The following is a 21,479-nucleotide window of genomic DNA, read 5'->3' as shown; positions in this document are numbered from 1 at the left end:
TTCTTAAGCGTTTTTATCGTAATCACGTCTTACTATAAACTTAGTCTTGACCGGCAACTTCTGAGCACCAAGACGGAGAGCCTCTTTTGCTATATCAAAAGGAACGCCTTCTACTTCGAAGAGGACACGACCCGGTGTAACCGGTGCCACCCATCCTGCGGGATCACCCTTACCTTTACCCATACGGACATCGGCTGGCTTGCGAGTGAACGGTTTATCGGGGAAAACACGAATCCATACCTGACCTTCGCGTTGCATATAGCGGTTAATTGCAACACGGGCAGCCTCTAACTGTCGGCTGTCGAGCCATTTGGCATCAAGTGTCTTGATACCGAAGGAGCCGAATGCCAACGTTGTACCTCTGTGGGCGTTGCCTTTGTTGCCACGTCCATCTTGAGGTCTTCTATATCTTACTCTTTTTGGCTGTAACATGATGATTTCTTAATTTAACGGTTATTGTTTCTCTTACGATTACCGCGACCGCCTGAGCGGCCACCATTGTTACCACGACCACCGCTGCTCTTCTCCTGTGTGAAGTTAGGGGCGAGGTCACGCTTCTCGTAAACTTCGCCGCGGCAGATCCATACTTTTATGCCCAGCAGTCCGACCTTTGTCAGAGCCTCTGCATGGCAGTAATCGATGTCGGCACGGAAAGTATGCAGTGGCGTACGGCCTTCCTTATACATTTCCTTACGTGCCATTTCTGCGCCGTTAAGACGACCGGTGATTTGCACCTTTATACCCTCTGCTCCTGCGCGCATCGTATTGGCAATAGCCTGCTTGATGGCACGACGGTAAGCAATCTTGCCCTCCACCTGGCGAGCGATGTTGTTAGCCACGATTGTTGCGTCGAGTTCAGGTCTCTTCACCTCGAAGATATTAATCTGAATTTCCTTGTCATAAAGTTTCTTCAGTTCTTCTTTCAGTTTGTCAACGTCTTGACCACCTTTACCTATAACGATACCCGGACGGGCTGTGCAGATGGTGATTGTAACCAACTTCAGTGTGCGCTCTATCACGATGCGTGACACCATAGCCTTCTCCAGACGCTTGTTCAGATACTTACGGATTTTCTGGTCTTCCACCAGATTTTCACCGAAGCTTTTACCTCCGAACCAGTTCGAGTCCCAACCGCGGATAATTCCCAGGCGGTTGCTAATTGGATTAACTTTCTGTCCCATTCTGCTTATTAATTTTCATCGTTAGGTTTAGTATCTACGAATATTGTCACGTGGTTGCTACGCTTACGGATGCGATAGCCGCGACCCTGTGGTGCAGGACGCATGCGTTTCATTGTGACACCTTCATCAACAAAGACTCTCGATACAAACAGTTCACCGTCTTCTGCCTTGCGGTTATTTTTGGTTTCCCAGTTTGTGATGGCAGAGCGAAGCAACTTCTCAACGTCGATGGCTGCTTTTTTCTTTGAGAATCGGAGTACGCCGAGAGCACGGTTCACTTCCATGCCGCGTACCATATCAACGACATAGCGCATTTTGCGTGGCGAAGAAGGGCATCCCTTCAGCTTTGCAAAAAACAATGTCTTGAGGGCTTCTTTTCTTTGTTCAGCCGCTAATCTTTTTCTTTTTCCCATTATTGTTCCTGTTTAAAAATGGTTTTTCTCCCTGAGTTACTTCTTATTACCTGCATGGCCTCCGAAGCGACGTGTCGGTGCGAACTCACCAAGTTTGTGCCCTACCATGTTTTCGGTAATGTAAACAGGGATAAATTTGTTTCCGTTATGAACTGCAACAGTATGTCCCACGAAGTCCGGGGAAATCATTGAAGCTCTGGCCCATGTCTTAACCACTGTCTTCTTGCCGCTCTCGTTCATCGCGAGAACTTTCTTTTCAAGTGATACGTTAATGTATGGACCTTTTTTTAATGAACGACTCATAATTTACTTCAGTTTACTTTGTTATTTACTTGCTCTTGCAATAATGTACTTGTTAGAATGCTTCTTAGGTGCACGTGTCTTGAGACCCTTAGCATACAAGCCCTTGCGTGAACGTGGATGTCCACCACTCTGGCGTCCTTCACCACCACCCATTGGGTGATCGTGCGGGTTCATTACAACACCACGGTTGTGCGGACGACGTCCCAACCAGCGTGAGCGACCTGCCTTACCTGACTGCTCAAGAGCATGGTCGGCATTTCCTACAACACCCACAGTTGCCTTGCAGGCAGAGAGAATCTTGCGAGTCTCTCCTGAGGGAAGTTTAATCACACAATAACTGCCTTCACGAGAAGTAAGCTGAGCAAAGTTACCAGCCGAACGAACCAGTTTCGCACCCTGTCCCGGACGCAGTTCGATGTTATGAACCACTGTACCCACAGGGATGTTGGCAAGAGGAAGAGCATTTCCCACCTCAGGCGCAGCCTCTGCGCCGGAAAGCAGTTTCGCACCAACCTCAAGTCCGTTAGGAGCAATAATGTAACGTTTTTCACCATCAGCATAGAAAAGCAATGCGATACGAGCCGAGCGGTTCGGGTCGTATTCGATTGTCTTTACTGTTGCTGGAACACCATCTTTCTCTCGTTTGAAGTCGATGAAACGATACTTCCTTTTATGACCTCCGCCGATGTAGCGGACTGTCATCTTACCGGTGTTGTTTCGACCACCGGTAGAATGCTTGCCGCGAACGAGAGACTTCTCTGGCACGGATGCAGTAATATCCTCGAACGTGCCAATAATCTTGTGTCTTTGACCCGGAGTTACGGGTTTTAATTTACGTACTGCCATTTTTCTATTTAGATATTGCTATAAAAATCGATTGTATCGCCCTCTTTCAAGGTAACGATGGCTTTCTTGAAAGCCGCTTTCTGGCCACGAACAAGTCCTGCCTTTGTGTAGCGACTTGAACGCTTGCCCGAATAACGCATTGTATTTACGTCTTCAACCGTAACGTTATACAGACTCTCAACCTCGCTCTTTATCTCAAGCTTGTTTGCTTCAGGCTTAACGATAAAACCATAGCGGTTGGGGAACTTGTCTGTAATCTTGGTCATCTTCTCAGTGACCAATGGTTTGATTATGAATGCCATGTCTGTATCTTCTAATTACTTTGTTAAGACTTCGTCGATTGCCTGCAACGAACCCTCAGCGATGACGAGCACGTCAGCGTTGAGAACTTTGTAAGTGTTGATTGCAGAAGCAGTCATCACTTCTGCCTTTTGCAGATTGCGAGCCGACAAATATACATTCTTTTCTACTTTTGGCAAAACGAGAAGCACTTTCTTGTCTTCAACTTTAAGATTTTTAGTAATATTTATAAAATCTTTTGTCTTTGGAGCCTCAAAATCGAAGTCTTCCACTACAAGAATAGCATCTTCCTGTGCCTTATATGCGAGAGCACTCTTACGCGCGAGAGCCTTAACTTTTTTGTTAAGTTTGAAACCATAGTCGCGTGGCTGCGGACCGAAAACACGACCACCACCCTTCAGCAGTGGAGAGTTGATGTCACCGCGGCGAGCACCGCCACTACCCTTTTGGCGTATGAGTTTACGTGTTGAACCTCTATGTTCGCTACGCTCCTTTGTCTTGGCTGTGCCTTGACGCTGGTTAGCGAGGAACTGTTTCACGTCAAGATAGATAACGTGGTCGTTCGGTTCAATTCCGAAGATAGATTCGTTTAACGTAACCTTTCTTCCGGTCTCCTGACCTTTGATGTTTAATACGTTAATTTCCATTAGATGTTAATTATTACGGTTGAACCTTTACAACCAGCCACACTACCTTTCACGATGAGAAGGTTGTTCTCTGGTATTACCTTTAACACTTTGAGGTTTTGAGTAGTCACTCTGTCACCTCCCATTTGGCCGCCCATGCGCATGCCCTTAAAGACCTTTGCAGGGTAAGAACAAGCACCGATAGCTCCCGGTTTGCGGGCGCGGTCATCCTGTCCGTGTGTTGCCTGACCAACACCGCCGAATCCGTGACGCTTCATAACACCTTGGAAACCCTTACCCTTTGAGGTACCTACAACGTCAACGAAGTCAACGTCGTTGAAGATTTCCACTGTGATTGTGTCTCCGAGGTTGTGCTCCTCGTCAAACTTGAACTCGGCCAAGTGAGCCTTTGGTGTTGTACCGGCTTTCTTAAAGATTCCCATCATAGGCTTGGTAGTATTCTTCTCCTTAGCCTCGCCGAAACCTAACTGAACAGCCTCATAACCGTCTTTCTCAACGGTCTTTACCTGAGTAACAACACAAGGGCCAGCTTCGATAACAGTGCACGGCACGTTCTTGCCGTCGGCACTGAAAACGGATGTCATTCCGATTTTCCTTCCTAATAATCCTGGCATTTCAATTAATGTTTATAAAAGTTTATATTTAAATTCGGACTTTGACCCCTCGGCATCTTCTAAGAGCCTGCGGAGCCTCCGACCATTATTACACTTTGATTTCTACTTCAACGCCACTTGGGAGGTCGAGTTTCATCAATGACTCAACGGTCTTTGACGTTGCGCTGTAGATGTCGATAAGACGTTTGTAGTCGCTAAGTTGGAACTGTTCGCGAGCCTTCTTGTTTACGAAGGTAGAACGGTTAACTGTGTAGATACGCTTGTGGGTGGGGAGTGGAATAGGACCACTTACGATTGCACCCGTGGCTTTCACTGCCTTAACGATTTTCTCTGCTGATTTGTCAACCAATTTATGGTCGAAACTCTTCAACTTGATTCTGATTTTCTGACTCATTGTCTTCTGTTTTGAATTTGAATTATTACTTTATTTAATATTGTAAAAGGTGAACCGCCAAAGAGTCATTTGCTCGGCGGCTCTCCCTTATGCTTTATACGAGATCAACGCGTCCCTTCACCTCCTCGAGCACAGCCTTGGCGATGCTTGAAGACACTGCTGAGTGATGGTCGTATTCCATAGAACTTGTAGCACGACCGGAAGTAATGGTACGCAGTGAGGTAACATATCCGAACATCTCTGCCAGCGGAACCATTGCCCTAACGATGCGTGCACCGCTGCGAGCCTCGTCCATTCCTTCTACCTGACCACGACGCTTGTTAAGGTCACCGATAACGTCACCCATATTCTCCTCAGGGGTTACCACCTCAAGTTTCATCACAGGCTCCATAAGTACAGGACCGGCTTTAACGCAAGCGTTCTTGTATGCGCTGCGTGCAGCGAGTTCGAACGACAACTGGTCAGAGTCAACAGGGTGGAAAGAACCGTCGAGCAATGTCACCTTCAGAGAGTCAACCGGGTATCCACCGAGAACACCATTCTTCATGGAATCTTCGAAGCCCTTCTGCACTGCAGGGATGAACTCCTTAGGAACGTTACCGCCCTTAACCTCATTAACAAACTGCAGGCCGCCCTTCTCTTTGATGTCCCAATCGGCATCAACCGGACCAACATTAACGATGATATCGGCAAACTTACCGCGACCACCCGACTGCTTCTTATATACCTCACGGAGATTAACCTCCTTGGTAATAGCCTCTTTGTAGTTAACCTGCGGTTTACCTTGGTTACACTCAACCTTGAACTCACGTCTCAGACGGTCGATGATGATGTCGAGGTGAAGTTCACCCATACCTGAGATAACGGTCTGACCGCTCTGCTCGTCTGTACGAACGGTGAATGTAGGATCTTCCTCTGCAAGTTTCGCAAGACCGTTGTCGAGTTTTGCGATGTCGGCCTGACTCTTCGGTTCTACGGCAATAGAGATAACGGTATCCGGGAAAGCGATGCTTTCAAGTATGATAGGATGCTCCTCATCGCAGAGAGTGTCTCCGGTACGTATATCCTTGAAACCTACACCTGCACCGATGTCACCTGCATCAATGCTCTCCATCGGCTGCTGCTTGTTAGAGTTCATCTGAAACAGACGGCTAACGCGCTCTTTCTTGCCAGAACGAGTATTGTACACGTACGAACCGGCCTCAACCTTACCGGAATAAACACGGAAGAATACCAAACGGCCTACATACGGGTCGGTAGCAATCTTGAATGCCAATGCTGATGTCGGCTCGCTGTCTGACGGCTTGCGATCCTCTTCCTCGCCTGTATTAGGATTCTCACCAACGATAGCCGGTGTATCCTGCGGTGACGGAAGGAATGCACAAACATAGTCGAGCAGTGTCTGAACACCCTTGTTCTTGAAAGAAGAACCACAAAGTACAGGCGTACATTCCATAGCAAGTGTTCCCTTGCGGATTGCAGCCATGAGTTCCTCAACCGTGATAGAGTTAGGATCGTCAAAGAACTTCTCCATTATCGACTCATCGAACTCTGCGGCAGCCTCTACGAGTTTGTCGCGCCATTCCTGAGCCTCTTCTTTAAGATCGGCAGGAATCTCGGCAATTTCAAACTCCGAACCCTGCGCCTCGTCATGCCAGATGATAGCCTTCATCTTCAGCAAGTCAACGATTCCCTTGAATGTCTCCTCCTGTCCGATTGGAACAACCAATGATACAGGGTTGGCACCGAGCACGTCTCTCATCTGCTGAAGCACGTCGAAATAGTTGGCACCGGAACGGTCCATCTTGTTGACATAGCCCAGACGCGGAACATTATACTTATCAGCCTGACGCCATACGGTCTCGCTCTGAGGCTGTACGCCACCTACGGCACAATATGTAGCGACTGCTCCGTCAAGCACACGCAACGAGCGTTCCACCTCTGCGGTGAAGTCAACGTGCCCCGGAGTGTCTATAAGGTTTATCTTGTATTGTTTATCTTTATATTGCCAGTAACATGTTGTGGCTGCGGAAGTTATGGTGATACCTCTCTCCTGTTCCTGTGCCATCCAGTCCATTGTTGCGGCACCATCGTGTACCTCGCCCAGCTTGTGAGTCTTTCCTGTATAGTAAAGGATACGCTCTGATGTGGTTGTCTTACCGGCATCGATGTGAGCCATGATGCCAATGTTGCGAGTCAAATGTAAATCTTGTTTTGCCATTTTATTATCTTACCCTTTTCTGTTTACCTTTTATCTCTTCCAAAATTAGAAACGGAAGTGAGCGAATGCACGGTTGGCCTCAGCCATGCGGTGCATATCTTCCTTACGCTTGAATGCACCACCCTGATTGTTGTATGCGTCCATTATCTCGGCTGCGAGTTTTTCAGCCATGCTCTTGCCGCCACGCTTGCGGGCATAAAGGATAAGGTTCTTCATTGACACACTCTCTTTGCGGTCCGGACGGATTTCCGTAGGAACTTGGAATGTCGCACCACCGATACGACGACTCTTAACCTCCACCTGTGGGGTGATATTGTCGAGAGCCTGCTTCCACACTTCCAGAGCGGACTTCTCCTCGTTCTGCAATTTACCGGTAACGATTTCGAGAGACTTGTAGAAAATCTCGTATGACGTATTCTTCTTTCCGTCATACATCAGGTGGTTAACGAACTTTGACACTTTAGTGTCGTTAAATCTCGGATCCGGCAGGATCACGCGCTTCTTTGGTTTTGCTTTTCTCATTTTACTGTTTGATATTTTTCATTCTGCATGGGGCTGTCTTTTCTGTTCTTCAACGCCTTCACCAAGGACATTTACTCAACCTGTCTTTAACAATTCTCCAGCAAAACTTTTTATTTTTCTTATTTTTGACGTTAACGTACGCCTTGACGTTGCTTTAAAAGCGGGGTCAGCCCGAGCCCTCTCCGGCCTTAGCCTGACCGCCGTTTCTTTTTTTACTTCTTTGCCTTCGGACGCTTAGCACCGTACTTTGAACGACGCTGAGTGCGGTTGGCTACACCCGCGGTGTCAAGAGTACCGCGAACGATGTGATAGCGCACACCCGGAAGATCCTTTACACGTCCACCGCGAACGAGCACGATAGAGTGCTCCTGCAAGTTGTGTCCCTCTCCGGGGATGTAAGAGTTGACCTCTTTCTGATTTGTCAAACGAACACGCGCAACCTTGCGCATTGCTGAATTAGGCTTCTTCGGGGTCGTCGTATATACACGAACGCAAACGCCACGACGCTGCGGACAAGAGTCCAAAGCCGGCGACTTGCTGTTATATACAAGCACCTTTCTGCCTTTTCTTACCAATTGTGAAATTGTAGGCATTGTTTTACTTTTTTAAATTTATATATTATTTTCGTTATATTCAGCACGTTACGGAACACTTTCTTATCCGTACAATTTGGGGTGCAAAGGTACGAAGAATATTTTTAACAGCCTAATAATAAGGAAACCGATTTTTTATCGCACCCCGATTTTAACAATAAATAACAACAAGTCATATTTTTTAATCGCAAAAAATACTCCAACTTTCCAAATCACAAACATCACGAACAACATTTCGCCCAAGCATCGGCATATTTCAACGTCGCATTATGGCATTAATCACTCTGCAATTTCGCCCAATTTACTCTGCAATTTGGGCGAAATTGCAGAGCAAATTGGGCGAAATTGGTTTGCAAAATCGGCGAAATAGCACTCACATATTTCATTCTGCGGACAGGAATCTTTGAAATATCGTGCCAACATGGGGCGCGATATAGGAGAATTCGAATGGTAGTTTATCCATTTTTCTCGTATAGTTTATCTCCATTAAACCGAAATCGATCATTGTATATTAAACATTAATTTGTTGTTTACAATCAACTTTATCGTTTTTAGTTTATTGTGAACTATAACTCCCTTATAGTAAGTTATGAGATCATTGGGAAGTATATAAATATTGTTGGGTACACTTTCTATGCGTATGGATATATTTATTTTTTCTTTATTTATACTAAAGTACTTCTTTATGTAGCTTAATTCTTTAGTGCCATCGTAACAAACCAGAAAATCCTTATCACCCTTAAATCTAAACATTCCGTATATGCTACTTTCTGTTATTGAGTTTATTCCTCTGTATTCCCAATTCTGTATTGTAATGAAAACGCGATTATGCCTGTGGCTGAATCTGACAACATACATCTCCGAAGAGTGTTCTACAGATAGCTTTTCGATTATCGTGTACAAATCTAACCTGGTACTGCTGATGCTAAGTTCTTTGAACTCATATTCGGCAGAGCGGTATAAGGAAGTGTCTCATTCATTCACATTGTATGTTACGAGTTTCTGGGCTAAAGCTATGCCTTGTGAAAATAGACTAAAAAGCAAAATGAGTATTTTCATTTGTCATTCAACCGTAATATGAGGTATTATAACTTGGGATTGAAAAGAGAAGCCTTTGTAACCATGTGTCATATTCCATCTTTTAAGGGTGTATTGAAATATAAAAATATTTTTCATTTGATATATTCTTTAAATTCAATTAAAACGAACAAAATACGCGATGATTACCGAGGACAAAGTTATAAAAAGTTTCTGTGTAATCAATGAATTTTATAAGAATTTTAATTCCGAACTTGGCAAAAGTCTGGTTTACGTTATTGACAGAGACATTGTCATTTCCGATAAAGTCTGATATTATTAAGTGAAATCGTGACTATTATGACATACCGTCATTTTGACACTTTCTACATATTGTTTCTTTGAGAACAAACCGCAGGGCATTGCCGGTACATGGGGAAAAGACGAGGTAGTTAGAACTCATTTTTGATAAATCTTATCCAGAACTCGCATAGCTTTGATACCCTTGTATGTGTAATCCTCTTTTCAAGAACTCATTGACTCGTTATGGATAACTTATAAATCTCTTTAGTACAAACCATATAGGTAGAATCATTCTTAAAAATCACATTATAGTTAATTCTTTCACGAGGAGTGTTTATTTTCTCGAAAATAACAGAATATCTTCCATTTAAAATACTTTTAGGAGTTTCTATCAAAATAGAATCAGGATTAGTACTAATAATCTTCCATGTTCCTTGAGAGTTTTTTCCAACTCATCTAATTCTTTATATGTTCCTTTTATATTATCATTAGTTGTGAGCATAACAGGAAGGCTGATATTTCCCTTAGTTATGAAAATATTATTGTCTAATGGTCGAAAATCTATTTGTCTATAGAAATGCGATTTATCGAAGTCGATATTACATACGCCTTGTAAATTTTCATACAATGGAGTATGCGTCGTTCGATTGAAAATAATGCCAACAATTATTATTGCGACAACAACTAATGATACGATTATTTTCGTATTGTTCAATAAACGGCTTATATCTTTTAATTTCTTTGTCATATCTTTCGGATTTTAATAAAATTAGTTGCTCTATTATTGTGATATTCCTACCTTTTGTTATAATCTCTCCTTGAAAAACATAATTCAAAATTTCTCCCATCTTATCAATGTTATTTCTGTAACTCGAAGGAACAGAATTTATATGGCTATTTACTGCTTTTATAACTTTTCGGAAGGATGCTATTTTAATTATCAAGCCAACCCTTTCATAATGGGCACCACCGGAGGTGTACCGAGCGACTTATAATATTCCTCGCGCTGTTTCTCTATTTCCAGCATACGGGCAGCGTAGTCTTTCTGACCTGCCGCGACATTGTTGCCACTGATGCCATAGACATTGTTGAACTTGCCTGTTCCTAATTTGGAGGCAATTCGTTTATCGCCGATAAAGTAATGCTTGGTGAAGCGGTTCTTCGTCACAGTTATAATAGGAGCAGGATAGATGGTGTTATCTTCCGTTTCGTAGAACTTCAGTGCAAACCGAATGCAGAACAAGCGATTTTGTTTTGCTGAGGTGCAGCCTGAAGTCGGAGAAAGCCAATGGGTAATCCCTTGCGGTGCTCCGTTGACATACACACCTTCGAGATCGCCATGACTCTTGATGATACGCTCGCCGGCAGCGTTATAGGTGTATCGGCCGGTCTTACCGTTATCCGACAATACCATCCGTCGGTTTTCCTCGTCCGAATATAATTCCCTCGCGGTGTTCGTGGAGTCGTTTGTTATATCTTTATATCTTTATATCTTTATATCTCATAGTCTTCACTTATTAATTATTTTTTTGAATAATTGTATTAATAAATAAACTATTAGTAAGAAAATATGAATGAGATAGGCTAAAGCTAAAGCTGTAAACCAAACAAGACTTGTTCCATACTGGCCTTTATAAACAAGATTATAAACAAAAAATAGCGTATAACTCATGAATAGGATTAAATGTGAAAAGATTTTTTTTATTCCATTCACTTTTCCAAGTATGAGCATTAATATAATGCAACATGTTCCTAAAAATACTAATATTTCATTATCACTCATCATATTATTTCTCGTTTTTTACAGAAATCCGAAAGTACTATTTTTTTGTATCAAACAAACAGAAAACATTTTATTTTCTTGATAATCAGAAGTTCATATATCATTCAGCAGACAGTCTTTGATTTTTAACTAATTTATAGTTTGAGTATTTCCCATCTATTCCTAATGGAACTAAATATTCCCCATAATATTTCCAATACTCATTCTCAAAAACTCTTTTCTCTTCTATCATTATATAAAAAATGTTAGACCTTGAACCAAGTATTTTATAAGTTGGGGAATATTGCCCTTGGGTGTCCACGACATAAAATGAAGAAAAATTTCCTAATACAGCGGTTTGATCAAACTGGTTTTTAAATTCTAAGGTATCATTATCCATTGTAATTAAATATAGATTATAATGAATATGATGATTATCCGTATTCCGTATTTGAAAAGTGCTTTTTTTACTTCTTTTTCGAGATTCAAGAACAGTAATTCTGCTTCTTTGGGGTCTGCTATCTAGTACAAGAATACTATCATCCCGTAGTTGCCAATTTCCTTTTATTTCGGTCTTTATAAATTCCGACCTACTATAATAAACAAAGCTTCCATTTTCCAGTAATTCTATACTTTCATAATAATGTGGTGTTTTATAAGTAAACACATCTTTTTTATTAAATGTATTCTGTGAATATGCAAACAAATGCAATACAAACAATCCTAATATAATTTTTACATTTCTCATAGACGCTATTTTTTTTGACCTTTTTGATAATCTTTTTGCCAACCTTTATAAACTTCTTTTATAGGAATACCCTAACTGCCAGCTTGCTTAGTTTGCTGTCTTAGCATTTTTCCTGCTTTTGATTTAATATCTATTGACCGACTTGGTAAAGTTTGGTATGCCGGCGAACTCATTGAATTACCAAAAGTTTTAACATCTCTATCACTCATTTGTAAAGGATTACCATTTACAACAATTTTCGGAGTTTGGAAAAACTGTATACCCATACCAAATGCACGTTCTCTGTTATATGCCTTAGTTTCATCTGTAATATCATATAACTGTCCATACCCTGATTTGTCAACAACTAATGAGACTTTTCCCTCTTCATATTGATAAGCGTGTATCAATTCGTGACCTACTATTCCAATGTTATTGTCTCCAAGACCTATTTTAACCTCACCCGAAACCATATTATAACTCATTCCCCCTTCTTTACTCGACTTGTCTGAAAAAATAGTGTATACCTGATCTGATTCTTCCAATTTAGATATTTCTTCTAAAGCAGTTTTATAGAGAGGCATAAGTTCTCTGCCTATACTCGATTCTACAGCACTAGTTTTTATCATTTCTTGTAAATTATTTATATTGTCGGATAGTTGATTATTATATTTCTTAACAATACCATCAGGATCTTTTATTTTTCTTCCATCTGAATCAACCAACTTAATCGGATTGTCAGGGTCTTCAGGCTTCTGCCATTGAATGGGTGGGCCGGGGACATCACCTTTGTCGTTGAACTTCGGTCGCTGCACCCAACCTTCAGGCACACTATGGTCACCCAAGTCCTGAATAATGCTCTTATACCCACGCCCCATATTATTGGAATCCGCTGTTATGCCCTTCATTGTGTCTTTAATTTGGGGTTTATCACTAATAGAGAAATAAAAAATTATACAAAATTCAATTAATGACTAATATCCGGCCACTTGGGAGCGTTCTCTGTCATATTTTTCCATACCTGGCTGAATACCGAATATTCCCAAGCTTGTCTTTGAGAAGTATAGCATTTCATTTCTTTCCCGACATTGATACACAAAGGCATGATCTTTCTCCTGCAAAGAATAGCTGTAAACCTCTCTCTTGTCGTATTTCGACCGGCCGTGTTTTGCCAACAGTTTCTTTCTTTCATGATTGAACATGTGGGCAAACATCAACATTTCGTTATAGACGGTATGGGTGCCACTTACAAAATCAAGCTCCCCAATCAGTTTTATATTCACGCACCGTTTATGCGTCTTTATATAAAATTGCTTATACTTGGTATCGCCGAGATAGTAGCACTGATATTCAAGTATCGTGTCGTTGCCACATATTCTATCATAAATGCGAGCCGGTTCTTCGAGACTGCTCTTAGTAAAGGGCTGTCTCTTTTTCCAAAGTTCCAATTCTATATAATTACGCCACCTATTGCCCTGTCTATGATATACTTTCACATTAGTCGTATCATTTGATGGGATTACAATCATCGTATCTTTCGTTGTCTTTACGTAAACGAAAGGCGAATATATTGGTTTACCCACCCCCTTCATCTTAAATTCATCGAATGTTTGATAACGCATAAACGTGGTTAGGTTATATTTAGTTTGCGAATATTGCAAATTACTATAGTTACTTGTGGTGGGTTGCTCTCTCTGCACCACCATTTGCTCTTTATTCGTTTTTTGATGGATTACCATTCTATCGCAAGTGGAAAGGAGTGAAAAACACAGAAGGAATATAATTTTCATACAAGTAATTCTAAAATAATGATATGATCGCATACACCTCGCAGTAATAGATTAGTACCATGGTGAATAAATATTTGATACTACAGGGTTTAGATAAAATGGCATTTGTGGTTCTACATCCCAAGATAGTCCTTTAGTCTTATCAATCGTGACATTGCGTATTTGATCAAACATACTACCACGTGACGAAATGATATACCCATTTTGCTCTATCGCAGGAAAAGGAAATACAACCTTACGTTGATTTAAATAATTGCGACCATCATAAATGTATCCAGATAGTAAAGGATGATCAGGGGCAATTACAGTTGATAAAGTTTGCTTCGACATATTTTCAACTAATTCATAACTATTTCCATAAAGAGTACCTACATTACATGCGCCAATAAACACTTGTCTCCCTTCTAATCCAGACTTAAGGATAGAGAAATCAGTATTAGATGTTACCATGTCATTTCCAATATAAAAATGGGCAGGGTTCTTTTCTGTATCTGCTGTGCCACCAGTACCATGACTATTTAAAGCATATGCCCCAGAAGCAGAATTAATCTTTTTTAACTCCGTCATTGCATTCGCAAAATTCTTCATATTGTCAACCCTCATCACAGGCATCCCTGCCTCTATAGCTTTAGCATGATCATATTCTAAAGCTCCTGTTCCATCCGATAAATTACTTGAGAAAACCGCTATAACAGGATAATATTTATTCGCCTCAATTGTTCCCTCAAAGTCATATTCGCCATTTGGGTCTATCAATTTTATAGGATTCATGTGGCAATATAAGTATGCATATATATTCGGATACTTCTCTGTCATCGGATCCACCCCATACCATAGACTCGTTACGGGGGTTATATACCTCGCCCCATAATAATACAACCCTGTCTCTTGGTCAAGTTCCTTACCATTGAATTTATAAGGCATATCCTCTGAAGATGTATGCTCATCCACGAGCAGTTCACCATAAGGCAGGTAAGCATCGAACTGGGTGATGTTTGCCTTGGCATCAGTAATATAAGAGGTGCTGCCGAGGTGATCGGAGTGATAGAAAAAGATGTCCTCGATATTAGTCGTATCGGCAGGGATATAACCATAACCGGGTTGAGCATTGTCAGGATCTTCGGGCTTCTGCCATTGGATGGGAGGACCGGGGACATCGCCTTTGTCGTTGAACTTCGGACATTGCCCCCAACCCTCAGGCACAGAGTGGTCACCCAGGTCGAGAATAATGGTGTTATAACCACGACCGGTGTTATCGGGGTCTGCTGTTGCGCCTTTCATCGTGGGAACACCCGGAGGTGTACCGAGCGATTTATAATATTCCTCGCGCTGTTTCTCTATCTGCATCATACGGGCGGCATAGTCTTTCTGACCGGCCGTGACATTATTGCCACTGATGCCATAGACATTGTTGAACTTACCCACACCGAACTTACTTGCTATGCGTTTATCACTGATAAGTGCGTGATTCATTAAATACGGTTGCCCATAAAGTTTCAAACATTGAAACTGTGCGTTCCAATGCTTGGAATTTTTCTGAGACTCTATTTTATTCATATGAGTAACGGTCGATGTAGTTATCGAAGTCCAATTCTTCGGTATAGCCATATGAGCGGAAGATCTTTATAATACCCTTTTGCTGCTCGGGTGTTAGGGTGAGCTGTCCGTTCATGTAACGGTAGTAGGTGGGGCGACTACCGAGGTATTGCTGGTTTTTTCTGCGTATCGGCGTGTCGTCCACGTGCTTTACGTTGAGAAACAGTTTGCGAAATCCCCAGGCAGCGCGTATCACTCGCTTTTCTATGTAGAACCGGCACTTGCCGTTCTGCAGGGCATTGGGGTAGATGGCTAAGCCCATCATCTTGTCGGCAGGCAGATGCTGACCGGCAAAATAGTGCATGCAAGTGTCCTTGTGCGTGCAATCTTTGTTGAAACAGAGTTCCCATGTTGATGGGACAGAAGTGAAGTTGAATGGCAGTTTATTCATGTTTATTGTTATCTTCTTTGAGATATAATTATGATCTGTATAACATATTCCTTACCAATTTATTACTCTTAAGGTTCCTCACCCGTCCTGTGACAAGGTATCAAGCCCGTTCCTATGTTTTTTGATTTTTTCTTCTTTCTTATTATTCTATTGGGAATTCTATGCCAAACTACCTCTTCTGAATTATTATTTTTTACAACTATAGTATCTCTAGCATATGATATAATATGTAAGGTATCATACATTGTTATAAATCCTCTTTTAGTTCTTACATAATGAAATATCGTATCATTAGAGAATTTAAATCTAACACCATAAATGTCACCCAAAGATCCTGTAAAACTATAATTTAAATCTTCATCAAGAAACTGTCGTATAGAGTCTTTTTTTGAGTACACTGCAATTACCCCATGAGGATTGCTTGGTGTCCAATAACGTGACCAATATGCAACATTATTATGTGTTATTACATCGAAGCATGACTGCCTGCAGGACACAAATGATATCCCTAAAACCACCAACGATATTACTTGTTTGATTTTCGTCCAATTACAATACATTCTTTCAAATTATTATTTACAGTAACCTGATTATTAACTATTTCAAATGTTGCATATCCAGTAAATGCAGTATTTAATTTTTGAAATATATCTTGAGGGATAATATTATTGTAGCTATATTGATTTAAAGATTTTGCCGCATAAGACGCTTGGCTTTGTATATAGTTATCACTAGCATAGTTCCATGCAGGACATTCTATTGCTGTACGTATTATCGCATTAACTTCACCTATAGTGCCTCCATGGGTGGATTTATCATATCTATGAGTTGACTCATGAAAAGTAACACACTCGAAGTCATAACAATTTCCTAACGAATGATTTACATAACCATTGGTAAGATATATATCATAATTCGAGGTGCCAGCATCATTTGAAAAAACGGCATCTTGTAGAATATTACCCCCAGTATTGGATACGGTTAAATTAAATTGAGACTTATCTGATTTAGCAAGATAATGAATGCCAACATTTTGAATAGCACTCTTATTATTTGTAAAATCAACATCTGTGATACTCTTATACTGATTACCACACTTTATCTTCACCGAGGTTCCTGTGTCCGTCCTCTTTATAAAAATCCCTTCTTCATCAAAGAGATCATCCATTCCATCGAGATCAACCAATTTTACAGGATTACCATGACAATAAACATACGTCCCTATATTCGGAAACTTCTCTGTCAACGGATCCACCCCATACCAAATACTCGTCACTGGATTCATATATCTCGCCCCATAATAATACAACCCCGTTTCCTAGTCAAGTTCCTTGCCATTAAACTTGTATGGCATCTCCTCGCTGCTGCTGTGCTCGTCCACGAGCAGTTCGCCATAATGCAGGTAAGCATCGAACTGGGTAATGTTTGCCTTGGCGTCGGTGATATAAGAGGTGCTGCCGAGATGGTCACTGTGGTAGAAGAAGATATCCTCAACGTTGGTGGTATCTGTGGGGATATAACCATAACCCGGTTGAGCATTGTCAGGATCTTCGGGCTTCTGCCATTGGATAGGCGGGCCGGGAACATCACCTTTGTCGTTGAACTTCGGTCGCTGCACCCAACCTTCAGGCACAGAATGTAAGCCCAAGTCCTGAATAATGCTCTTATACCCACGCCCCATATTATTGGAATCCGCCGTTGCTCCCTTCATTGTGTCTTTATAATGTTCTGATTCAATAAAATACGCTATGATTATCGAGGGCAAAGATAAAGAAAATTGTTATATTACCGAAGACTTTAACAAGAATTTTACTGCATTTCAATCTGACATCGGCATCGTTCTACGTCACATTATGGCATTAATCAATCTGCAATTTAGGCGAAATTGCAGAGTAAATTGGGCGAAATTGGTTTGTAAAATCGGCGAAATTGCGAGGCAAATTCGCCCAATTTGCAATGAAGACTTAAACCCTAATCTGTCATTAGACTATTATTTCTCCATCTCATATTGATTTTATCGCTTTCTGACATCTTTTATTTGCTTTGTTGCCATCTTATCTTCACTATTTTCTCGCCGTAGCCCGTTACGTCTTCGATAATAGTGCAGACAACCTGACCAACAATCAAACAAAATCTGTGGAGGCTCTAATAACCGATTTTGGTTAAATAATCAACCTTTAAAAAGCCCATTTCACCGAAAAGTTATCCCGATTTAACTTTTCGGTGATAGTTTGCAAAAGGAAATGAGTAAGGGAGTAGAACTTTTTAAGGAACGATTAATTACCAATATGACATACCACCATTTCGGCACTTACTGCATATTGTTTCTTTGAAAACAAACAGCAGACATTGCCGATAATTTAGAAAAGACAAGACGGTTAGAACTCTTTTTGAGGGGGCTTATCCCGAACTCGCATATATATACCACAAGGAAAATTTCTTTAACAACTATTGCTCATGATGAGAATTCCCATTAACAATATGGTTACTACTACAGATATCCTCTTTCTCATTTTTGGTATAGTCATTGTACTCATTTGTATTCGGAGACATTCCCAATATAAATTATTATTTCTTTTAATACTGTTTTTGATTCTGTTCACATATACGTTTGGAATGTATTGCCATAACCGGATCCACTTTCACCCCTCTATTTATTATTAATACGATTCATTATTTTCTTATTATCAATTGAAAATTTTTGTTTGACAACATACATCGGTGTAGATGACGGAGATGTCTTTGTCATAGCCCGTTTTTTCAACGGCAGTCTTTTCTTTTTCTATTTTTTTGCGAATGCCTCCAATTCTTTTACGAGTTCGTTTGAGAACATTATTCTGATGCTTCATTTCCACTCTTTCCTTAGTTAGAAATGTGCAAGGTAATAAAATCTCCATTTCAAACGTTTCCTTTGTTTCAATATCTCTTCCCGGTTTAAACGGGAGTTTTTTCACAAACGACAAAAAGGCGGAATAGAATGCGGAATAAGTAGTTGAGTCAGGAGGTGTTCGTTCGTATTTGGCCATTTCTACAATTCCTGACGGGTTAACACGAACTCTAATAACTGTATTCATCGTATCAGGACAGGCATTCATGGCACGATATACCTTACAAACGGAATATACCATATTCCACATTGTATCTTTTTGAACATTAGGCTCGGGAATCTTTCTATTATATAGGTTTGGTGAATTCTTTAATCGAGAAGACTGGTCTTTACTCTTTATATATGTAGAGGGTAAGTATTCACCTCGGTCATCTATTACTTGCATAATTAAAGTATCCTCGGTTAACTTCAATAATTTTTCTCTCAAATATAAGTAATTAGTCTTGATATTGGAACTACTGAAAGAAATTATTAAGGTATCACCTTCAACTGAGAAATATCTTGAGTGTCTGTCTTGTTCACTTGCGATAAAAAAACACCGATTCTTATCGTATTTCCAAAAACTACAATCTTTTCTGTTAAATACAACACCGCCTAATTCTCTATTTTCATTATCCCAATACTTTATACTGTCTGATGTAAGAAGAAAAATGAATTCCGCATCTTTTTGCTTATCACATAAGGAAGTAAATACCATAGATTTACACTTACAGAGGTTACTATATAAAAATAGTATAAACATTAAAATAATATATTTCCTCATTTGTTTAATCTCATTATTTTTACTTATTTTTGTTTCGAATAGGAGCTACTATTTCAAATTTACGAAATATTGCATTGGAAAGGCTCATCTCTACAATATTTTTATTTGTATTTACATCAAATGTGGCGATGTCGTAAAAAGCCTCATTCAATCTACCAACATATTCTGCTAACTTAGAGGGAGATAACTTAGCAGTATTTAAACTCATTTGAGCGTAGCTTGCTTGGGATTGTTGAAAATTTTCAGGAACATAATCCCATGACTTATGTGATGTCTGCATAATAATTGCCTCAACTTCACCTATGCCACCTCCCCAAGTCCTTGAGTCATACCTATGGCGGCTTTCATGAAATGTCATACTCTCAAAAATATATTTATTGAGACCTCTGCAAAACCTTTCACCCACTAACCTTTCATCTCTATAACTTTAAATGAGTGAATATTTATAAACAACGGATGTCTTTATGAGGCAACTTTAGTGTAAACACACTCTTTTATGGGTGTGTTTCCTCTTATTTGATACAATTGCACACAATAATCCCCGGTGTCCTGTATAAGTTGTAGGCAATGGACTCCATTATATGCTGTGCATGTGTTTTTGAGAGTCCGACATACCTTGCTATTCCTGCACCAAACCATCTGTGCATAGAACCAAAGGTACGCTCTACTTTGTAGCGTATCTTACTTATAGCGATATTGACCCTCTTCTGTCTTTCGGTAATCTCATGTCCTCTTGTTCCCTTATGCATGATGCGGCTTTTGAGTCCCATACGTTTGAGGGTTTCCTTATTCTCAGCAGAGTCGTATCCTTTATCCGCATAGACAAGTGCCTTTCGTGGTAGTTTGGCTTTCTTCAAAGGAGTTTCCAAGTGTTTAATATCACTTTCATTGGCTGCTGTTGTTTCTTCGGCAAGTACCATCCCATTTTCATCCGTTACCGTGTGACGTTTGTAACCGAAATGGAGTTTTCCCATCTTCTTTATCCAACGGGCTTCCGCATCCACATTAGGCTTGACGACTTCTTTGACCATTGATTTTTCCGAAGCCTCCATGTTATCATCATCTTTTCTATCCTCAACGACCTCATAACTCTTACATCCGCGGGGACGACGTGGGGTGTTCGTAATGCTTGCATCAACAATTGCGGCTTATATGACAAAAATGTGCTTATTTTAGAGTCGTTCTCTCTTATGTGACAAAAATGTGCTTAAAAACTCCCATTCCCCTTTTATTTTTTAGGGGAATGGGACTTTATAAAGTCCTGAATGAAGATCTTTCTTCTTTCCGTACTGATTCCCTTGTGTAGGTTCAATTTTGTCTTTAAATCTGCATTAAGTGATTCAATAGCATTGTTGGTATTTGGTATCTCCAACTCAGGGTAATCATAGTATGTCCACAAACACGACATATTCCTTTTAAGGCTCAAAAAAGCACTACGTAGAGTTTTATGAGTATAATGTGATTTACCATCTTCTGTTGTTGTTCGTTCCTTAAGAAAATCCTCCCATTTAGTATACCATTCTTATAAAGCCCCAATAAAGGACTCTTTGTCCGTATGACATAACATCTTGGATATTGCAAGCAGTTCTTTAGAAGCCTCAAGTTTGGGTCTTGAGGTTAGTTTTGTCTTTATAGTCATTACTTGATGGAACTGGCATAATTGGAATTTATAATTGGGGAAAGCTTGTCTAAGTCCCTTAAAACCATCGCATACAAGACCTTGAATGGTATATCCAAGTAATTCCAAGTAGTTTATGCCCTCTTTGTAATCTTCAAGACGTTCATGCCTATTGATAAACTTAAACCAAAGTACATCACCAGACAATGAATCCTTCATAATAACTACACCAAAATTACGTCCCCAATAGGTGACATCCATTAAAACCACTACCGGACGAACAAGAAGGTTGGGCAGGTCTTCTTTATAAGATTTGGTGAGCTTCCTATAAATAGTCCTGGTTGAAACTCCGTACTCCTCTGATAGATCTTTGATTGTAAGATTACCCTTGGAATAACGATTGTTAACAATGGTATTTGTAAGACGCTTATGTCCGACAAAGCTCCTCTTACAGCACTTACAATACCAGCGTTGACAACCATTAAGATGACCACGTTTTATAGTCGATTTTGAGCCACAATAAAAGCAGATTTTTTGCCATAAAAATATAAATAGAACAAAGATAATGATTATTAGACAGTTGCAAGGATT

The 21,479-nt window shown here is 40.5% G+C and carries 20 protein-coding genes and 4 pseudogenes; all 24 read right to left on the bottom strand.

Annotated elements, in window-relative coordinates:
• Window positions 1-3: 3 nt before the first annotated feature.
• Window positions 4-432, bottom strand: coding sequence for a 50S ribosomal protein L16 (gene rplP / locus EHV08_RS09300; RefSeq protein ID WP_126679015.1), 429 nt, complete (start codon window positions 430-432; stop codon window positions 4-6).
• Between the two features lie 14 nt (window positions 433-446).
• A complete protein-coding gene (rpsC, locus tag EHV08_RS09295; protein ID WP_126679014.1) occupies window positions 447-1,181 on the bottom strand; it encodes a 30S ribosomal protein S3 in 735 nt (244 codons plus the stop codon).
• Window positions 1,182-1,189: 8 nt separating this feature from the next.
• Window positions 1,190-1,594: a 50S ribosomal protein L22 gene (gene rplV / locus EHV08_RS09290; RefSeq protein WP_126679013.1), complete on the bottom strand. Its 405-nt coding sequence runs from the start codon at window positions 1,592-1,594 to the stop codon at window positions 1,190-1,192.
• Between the two features lie 36 nt (window positions 1,595-1,630).
• Entirely contained in the window at window positions 1,631-1,897 is a 267-nt protein-coding gene (rpsS, locus tag EHV08_RS09285; RefSeq protein ID WP_125234268.1) for a 30S ribosomal protein S19, read from the bottom strand.
• Window positions 1,898-1,918: 21 nt separating this feature from the next.
• Window positions 1,919-2,743: a 50S ribosomal protein L2 gene (gene rplB / locus EHV08_RS09280; protein ID WP_126679012.1), complete on the bottom strand. Its 825-nt coding sequence runs from the start codon at window positions 2,741-2,743 to the stop codon at window positions 1,919-1,921.
• Between the two features lie 8 nt (window positions 2,744-2,751).
• The gene (gene rplW / locus EHV08_RS09275; protein WP_126679011.1) at window positions 2,752-3,045 is read right to left on the bottom strand and encodes a 50S ribosomal protein L23; all 294 of its coding nucleotides are present in this window, start codon (window positions 3,043-3,045) and stop codon (window positions 2,752-2,754) included.
• A 15-nt stretch (window positions 3,046-3,060) separates the two neighbouring features.
• Window positions 3,061-3,690, bottom strand: coding sequence for a 50S ribosomal protein L4 (rplD, locus tag EHV08_RS09270; protein WP_126679010.1), 630 nt, complete (start codon window positions 3,688-3,690; stop codon window positions 3,061-3,063).
• Entirely contained in the window at window positions 3,690-4,304 is a 615-nt protein-coding gene (rplC, locus tag EHV08_RS09265; RefSeq protein WP_126679009.1) for a 50S ribosomal protein L3, read from the bottom strand. Before rplC ends, rplD begins: the two co-directional genes overlap by 1 nt.
• 88 nt (window positions 4,305-4,392) lie before the next feature.
• Window positions 4,393-4,698 carry a 30S ribosomal protein S10 gene (gene rpsJ, locus EHV08_RS09260; protein ID WP_126679008.1) on the bottom strand — a complete coding sequence of 102 codons (306 nt, stop codon included), beginning with the start codon at window positions 4,696-4,698 and terminating at the stop codon, window positions 4,393-4,395.
• 94 nt (window positions 4,699-4,792) lie between these two features.
• Entirely contained in the window at window positions 4,793-6,919 is a 2,127-nt protein-coding gene (gene fusA, locus EHV08_RS09255) for an elongation factor G (RefSeq protein WP_126679007.1), read from the bottom strand.
• A 45-nt stretch (window positions 6,920-6,964) separates the two neighbouring features.
• Window positions 6,965-7,441: a 30S ribosomal protein S7 gene (gene rpsG, locus EHV08_RS09250; protein WP_126679006.1), complete on the bottom strand. Its 477-nt coding sequence runs from the start codon at window positions 7,439-7,441 to the stop codon at window positions 6,965-6,967.
• A 212-nt stretch (window positions 7,442-7,653) separates the two neighbouring features.
• A complete protein-coding gene (rpsL, locus tag EHV08_RS09245; RefSeq protein ID WP_126679005.1) occupies window positions 7,654-8,034 on the bottom strand; it encodes a 30S ribosomal protein S12 in 381 nt (126 codons plus the stop codon).
• Window positions 8,035-9,745: 1,711 nt separating this feature from the next.
• Window positions 9,746-10,102, bottom strand: coding sequence for a hypothetical protein (locus EHV08_RS09235; protein ID WP_126679004.1), 357 nt, complete (start codon window positions 10,100-10,102; stop codon window positions 9,746-9,748).
• A 201-nt stretch (window positions 10,103-10,303) separates the two neighbouring features.
• Window positions 10,304-10,828, bottom strand: a pseudogene (locus EHV08_RS09230) (RHS repeat-associated core domain-containing protein); the annotation flags it as partial.
• A 409-nt stretch (window positions 10,829-11,237) separates the two neighbouring features.
• Window positions 11,238-11,864: a hypothetical protein gene (locus EHV08_RS09225; RefSeq protein ID WP_126679003.1), complete on the bottom strand. Its 627-nt coding sequence runs from the start codon at window positions 11,862-11,864 to the stop codon at window positions 11,238-11,240.
• Window positions 11,865-11,935: 71 nt separating this feature from the next.
• A complete protein-coding gene (locus tag EHV08_RS11725; protein WP_238988058.1) occupies window positions 11,936-12,751 on the bottom strand; it encodes a hypothetical protein in 816 nt (271 codons plus the stop codon).
• A gap of 66 nt (window positions 12,752-12,817) precedes the next feature.
• A complete protein-coding gene (locus EHV08_RS09215) occupies window positions 12,818-13,582 on the bottom strand; it encodes a hypothetical protein (RefSeq protein ID WP_238988057.1) in 765 nt (254 codons plus the stop codon).
• 786 nt (window positions 13,583-14,368) lie between these two features.
• Window positions 14,369-15,100: pseudogene (locus EHV08_RS09210) on the bottom strand (RHS repeat domain-containing protein); the annotation flags it as partial.
• 82 nt (window positions 15,101-15,182) lie between these two features.
• On the bottom strand, window positions 15,183-15,620 hold the full coding sequence (locus EHV08_RS09205; RefSeq protein ID WP_126679002.1) for a DUF6078 family protein: 438 nt from the start codon (window positions 15,618-15,620) through the stop codon (window positions 15,183-15,185).
• Window positions 15,621-16,146: 526 nt separating this feature from the next.
• A pseudogene (locus EHV08_RS11825) lies at window positions 16,147-17,334 on the bottom strand (RHS repeat-associated core domain-containing protein); the annotation flags it as partial.
• Window positions 17,335-18,307: 973 nt separating this feature from the next.
• Complete coding sequence (locus tag EHV08_RS09190; protein WP_126678999.1) at window positions 18,308-19,270, bottom strand: hypothetical protein; 963 nt, start codon at window positions 19,268-19,270, stop codon at window positions 18,308-18,310.
• Window positions 19,271-19,289: 19 nt separating this feature from the next.
• The gene (locus EHV08_RS09185; RefSeq protein ID WP_126678998.1) at window positions 19,290-19,628 is read right to left on the bottom strand and encodes a hypothetical protein; all 339 of its coding nucleotides are present in this window, start codon (window positions 19,626-19,628) and stop codon (window positions 19,290-19,292) included.
• 154 nt (window positions 19,629-19,782) lie between these two features.
• A pseudogene (locus tag EHV08_RS09180) lies at window positions 19,783-20,415 on the bottom strand (IS5 family transposase); the annotation flags it as partial.
• Window positions 20,416-20,792: 377 nt separating this feature from the next.
• Window positions 20,793-21,419 carry an IS256 family transposase, variant Zn-binding type gene (locus EHV08_RS11945; protein ID WP_455430452.1) on the bottom strand — a complete coding sequence of 209 codons (627 nt, stop codon included), beginning with the start codon at window positions 21,417-21,419 and terminating at the stop codon, window positions 20,793-20,795.
• Between the last annotated feature and the right edge of the window lie 60 nt (window positions 21,420-21,479).

Source organism: Prevotella koreensis (genome assembly GCF_003977605.1).
Lineage (GTDB): Bacteria > Bacteroidota > Bacteroidia > Bacteroidales > Bacteroidaceae > Prevotella > Prevotella koreensis.
Note: the sequence above shows the minus strand (reverse complement) of the source record. Positions and strands in the feature narration are given on the sequence as shown.

Coding starts and splice junctions, on each gene's coding strand:
- rpsL (WP_126679005.1), bottom strand. CDS start 8,034: ATGCCTACAATTTCACAATTGGTAAGAAAAGGCAGAAAGGTGCTTGTA.
- rplP (WP_126679015.1), bottom strand. CDS start 432: ATGTTACAGCCAAAAAGAGTAAGATATAGAAGACCTCAAGATGGACGT.
- rpsC (WP_126679014.1), bottom strand. CDS start 1,181: ATGGGACAGAAAGTTAATCCAATTAGCAACCGCCTGGGAATTATCCGC.
- EHV08_RS09185 (WP_126678998.1), bottom strand. CDS start 19,628: ATGACATTTCATGAAAGCCGCCATAGGTATGACTCAAGGACTTGGGGA.
- rplW (WP_126679011.1), bottom strand. CDS start 3,045: ATGGCATTCATAATCAAACCATTGGTCACTGAGAAGATGACCAAGATT.
- rplV (WP_126679013.1), bottom strand. CDS start 1,594: ATGGGAAAAAGAAAAAGATTAGCGGCTGAACAAAGAAAAGAAGCCCTC.
- EHV08_RS09225 (WP_126679003.1), bottom strand. CDS start 11,864: ATGAGAAATGTAAAAATTATATTAGGATTGTTTGTATTGCATTTGTTT.
- EHV08_RS09215 (WP_238988057.1), bottom strand. CDS start 13,582: ATGGTAATCCATCAAAAAACGAATAAAGAGCAAATGGTGGTGCAGAGA.
- rpsJ (WP_126679008.1), bottom strand. CDS start 4,698: ATGAGTCAGAAAATCAGAATCAAGTTGAAGAGTTTCGACCATAAATTG.
- EHV08_RS11725 (WP_238988058.1), bottom strand. CDS start 12,751: ATGAAGGGCATAACAGCGGATTCCAATAATATGGGGCGTGGGTATAAG.
- rplC (WP_126679009.1), bottom strand. CDS start 4,304: ATGCCAGGATTATTAGGAAGGAAAATCGGAATGACATCCGTTTTCAGT.
- fusA (WP_126679007.1), bottom strand. CDS start 6,919: ATGGCAAAACAAGATTTACATTTGACTCGCAACATTGGCATCATGGCT.
- rplD (WP_126679010.1), bottom strand. CDS start 3,690: ATGGAAATTAACGTATTAAACATCAAAGGTCAGGAGACCGGAAGAAAG.
- rpsG (WP_126679006.1), bottom strand. CDS start 7,441: ATGAGAAAAGCAAAACCAAAGAAGCGCGTGATCCTGCCGGATCCGAGA.
- rpsS (WP_125234268.1), bottom strand. CDS start 1,897: ATGAGTCGTTCATTAAAAAAAGGTCCATACATTAACGTATCACTTGAA.
- EHV08_RS09190 (WP_126678999.1), bottom strand. CDS start 19,270: ATGAGGAAATATATTATTTTAATGTTTATACTATTTTTATATAGTAAC.
- EHV08_RS09235 (WP_126679004.1), bottom strand. CDS start 10,102: ATGACAAAGAAATTAAAAGATATAAGCCGTTTATTGAACAATACGAAA.
- EHV08_RS09205 (WP_126679002.1), bottom strand. CDS start 15,620: ATGAATAAACTGCCATTCAACTTCACTTCTGTCCCATCAACATGGGAA.
- rplB (WP_126679012.1), bottom strand. CDS start 2,743: ATGGCAGTACGTAAATTAAAACCCGTAACTCCGGGTCAAAGACACAAG.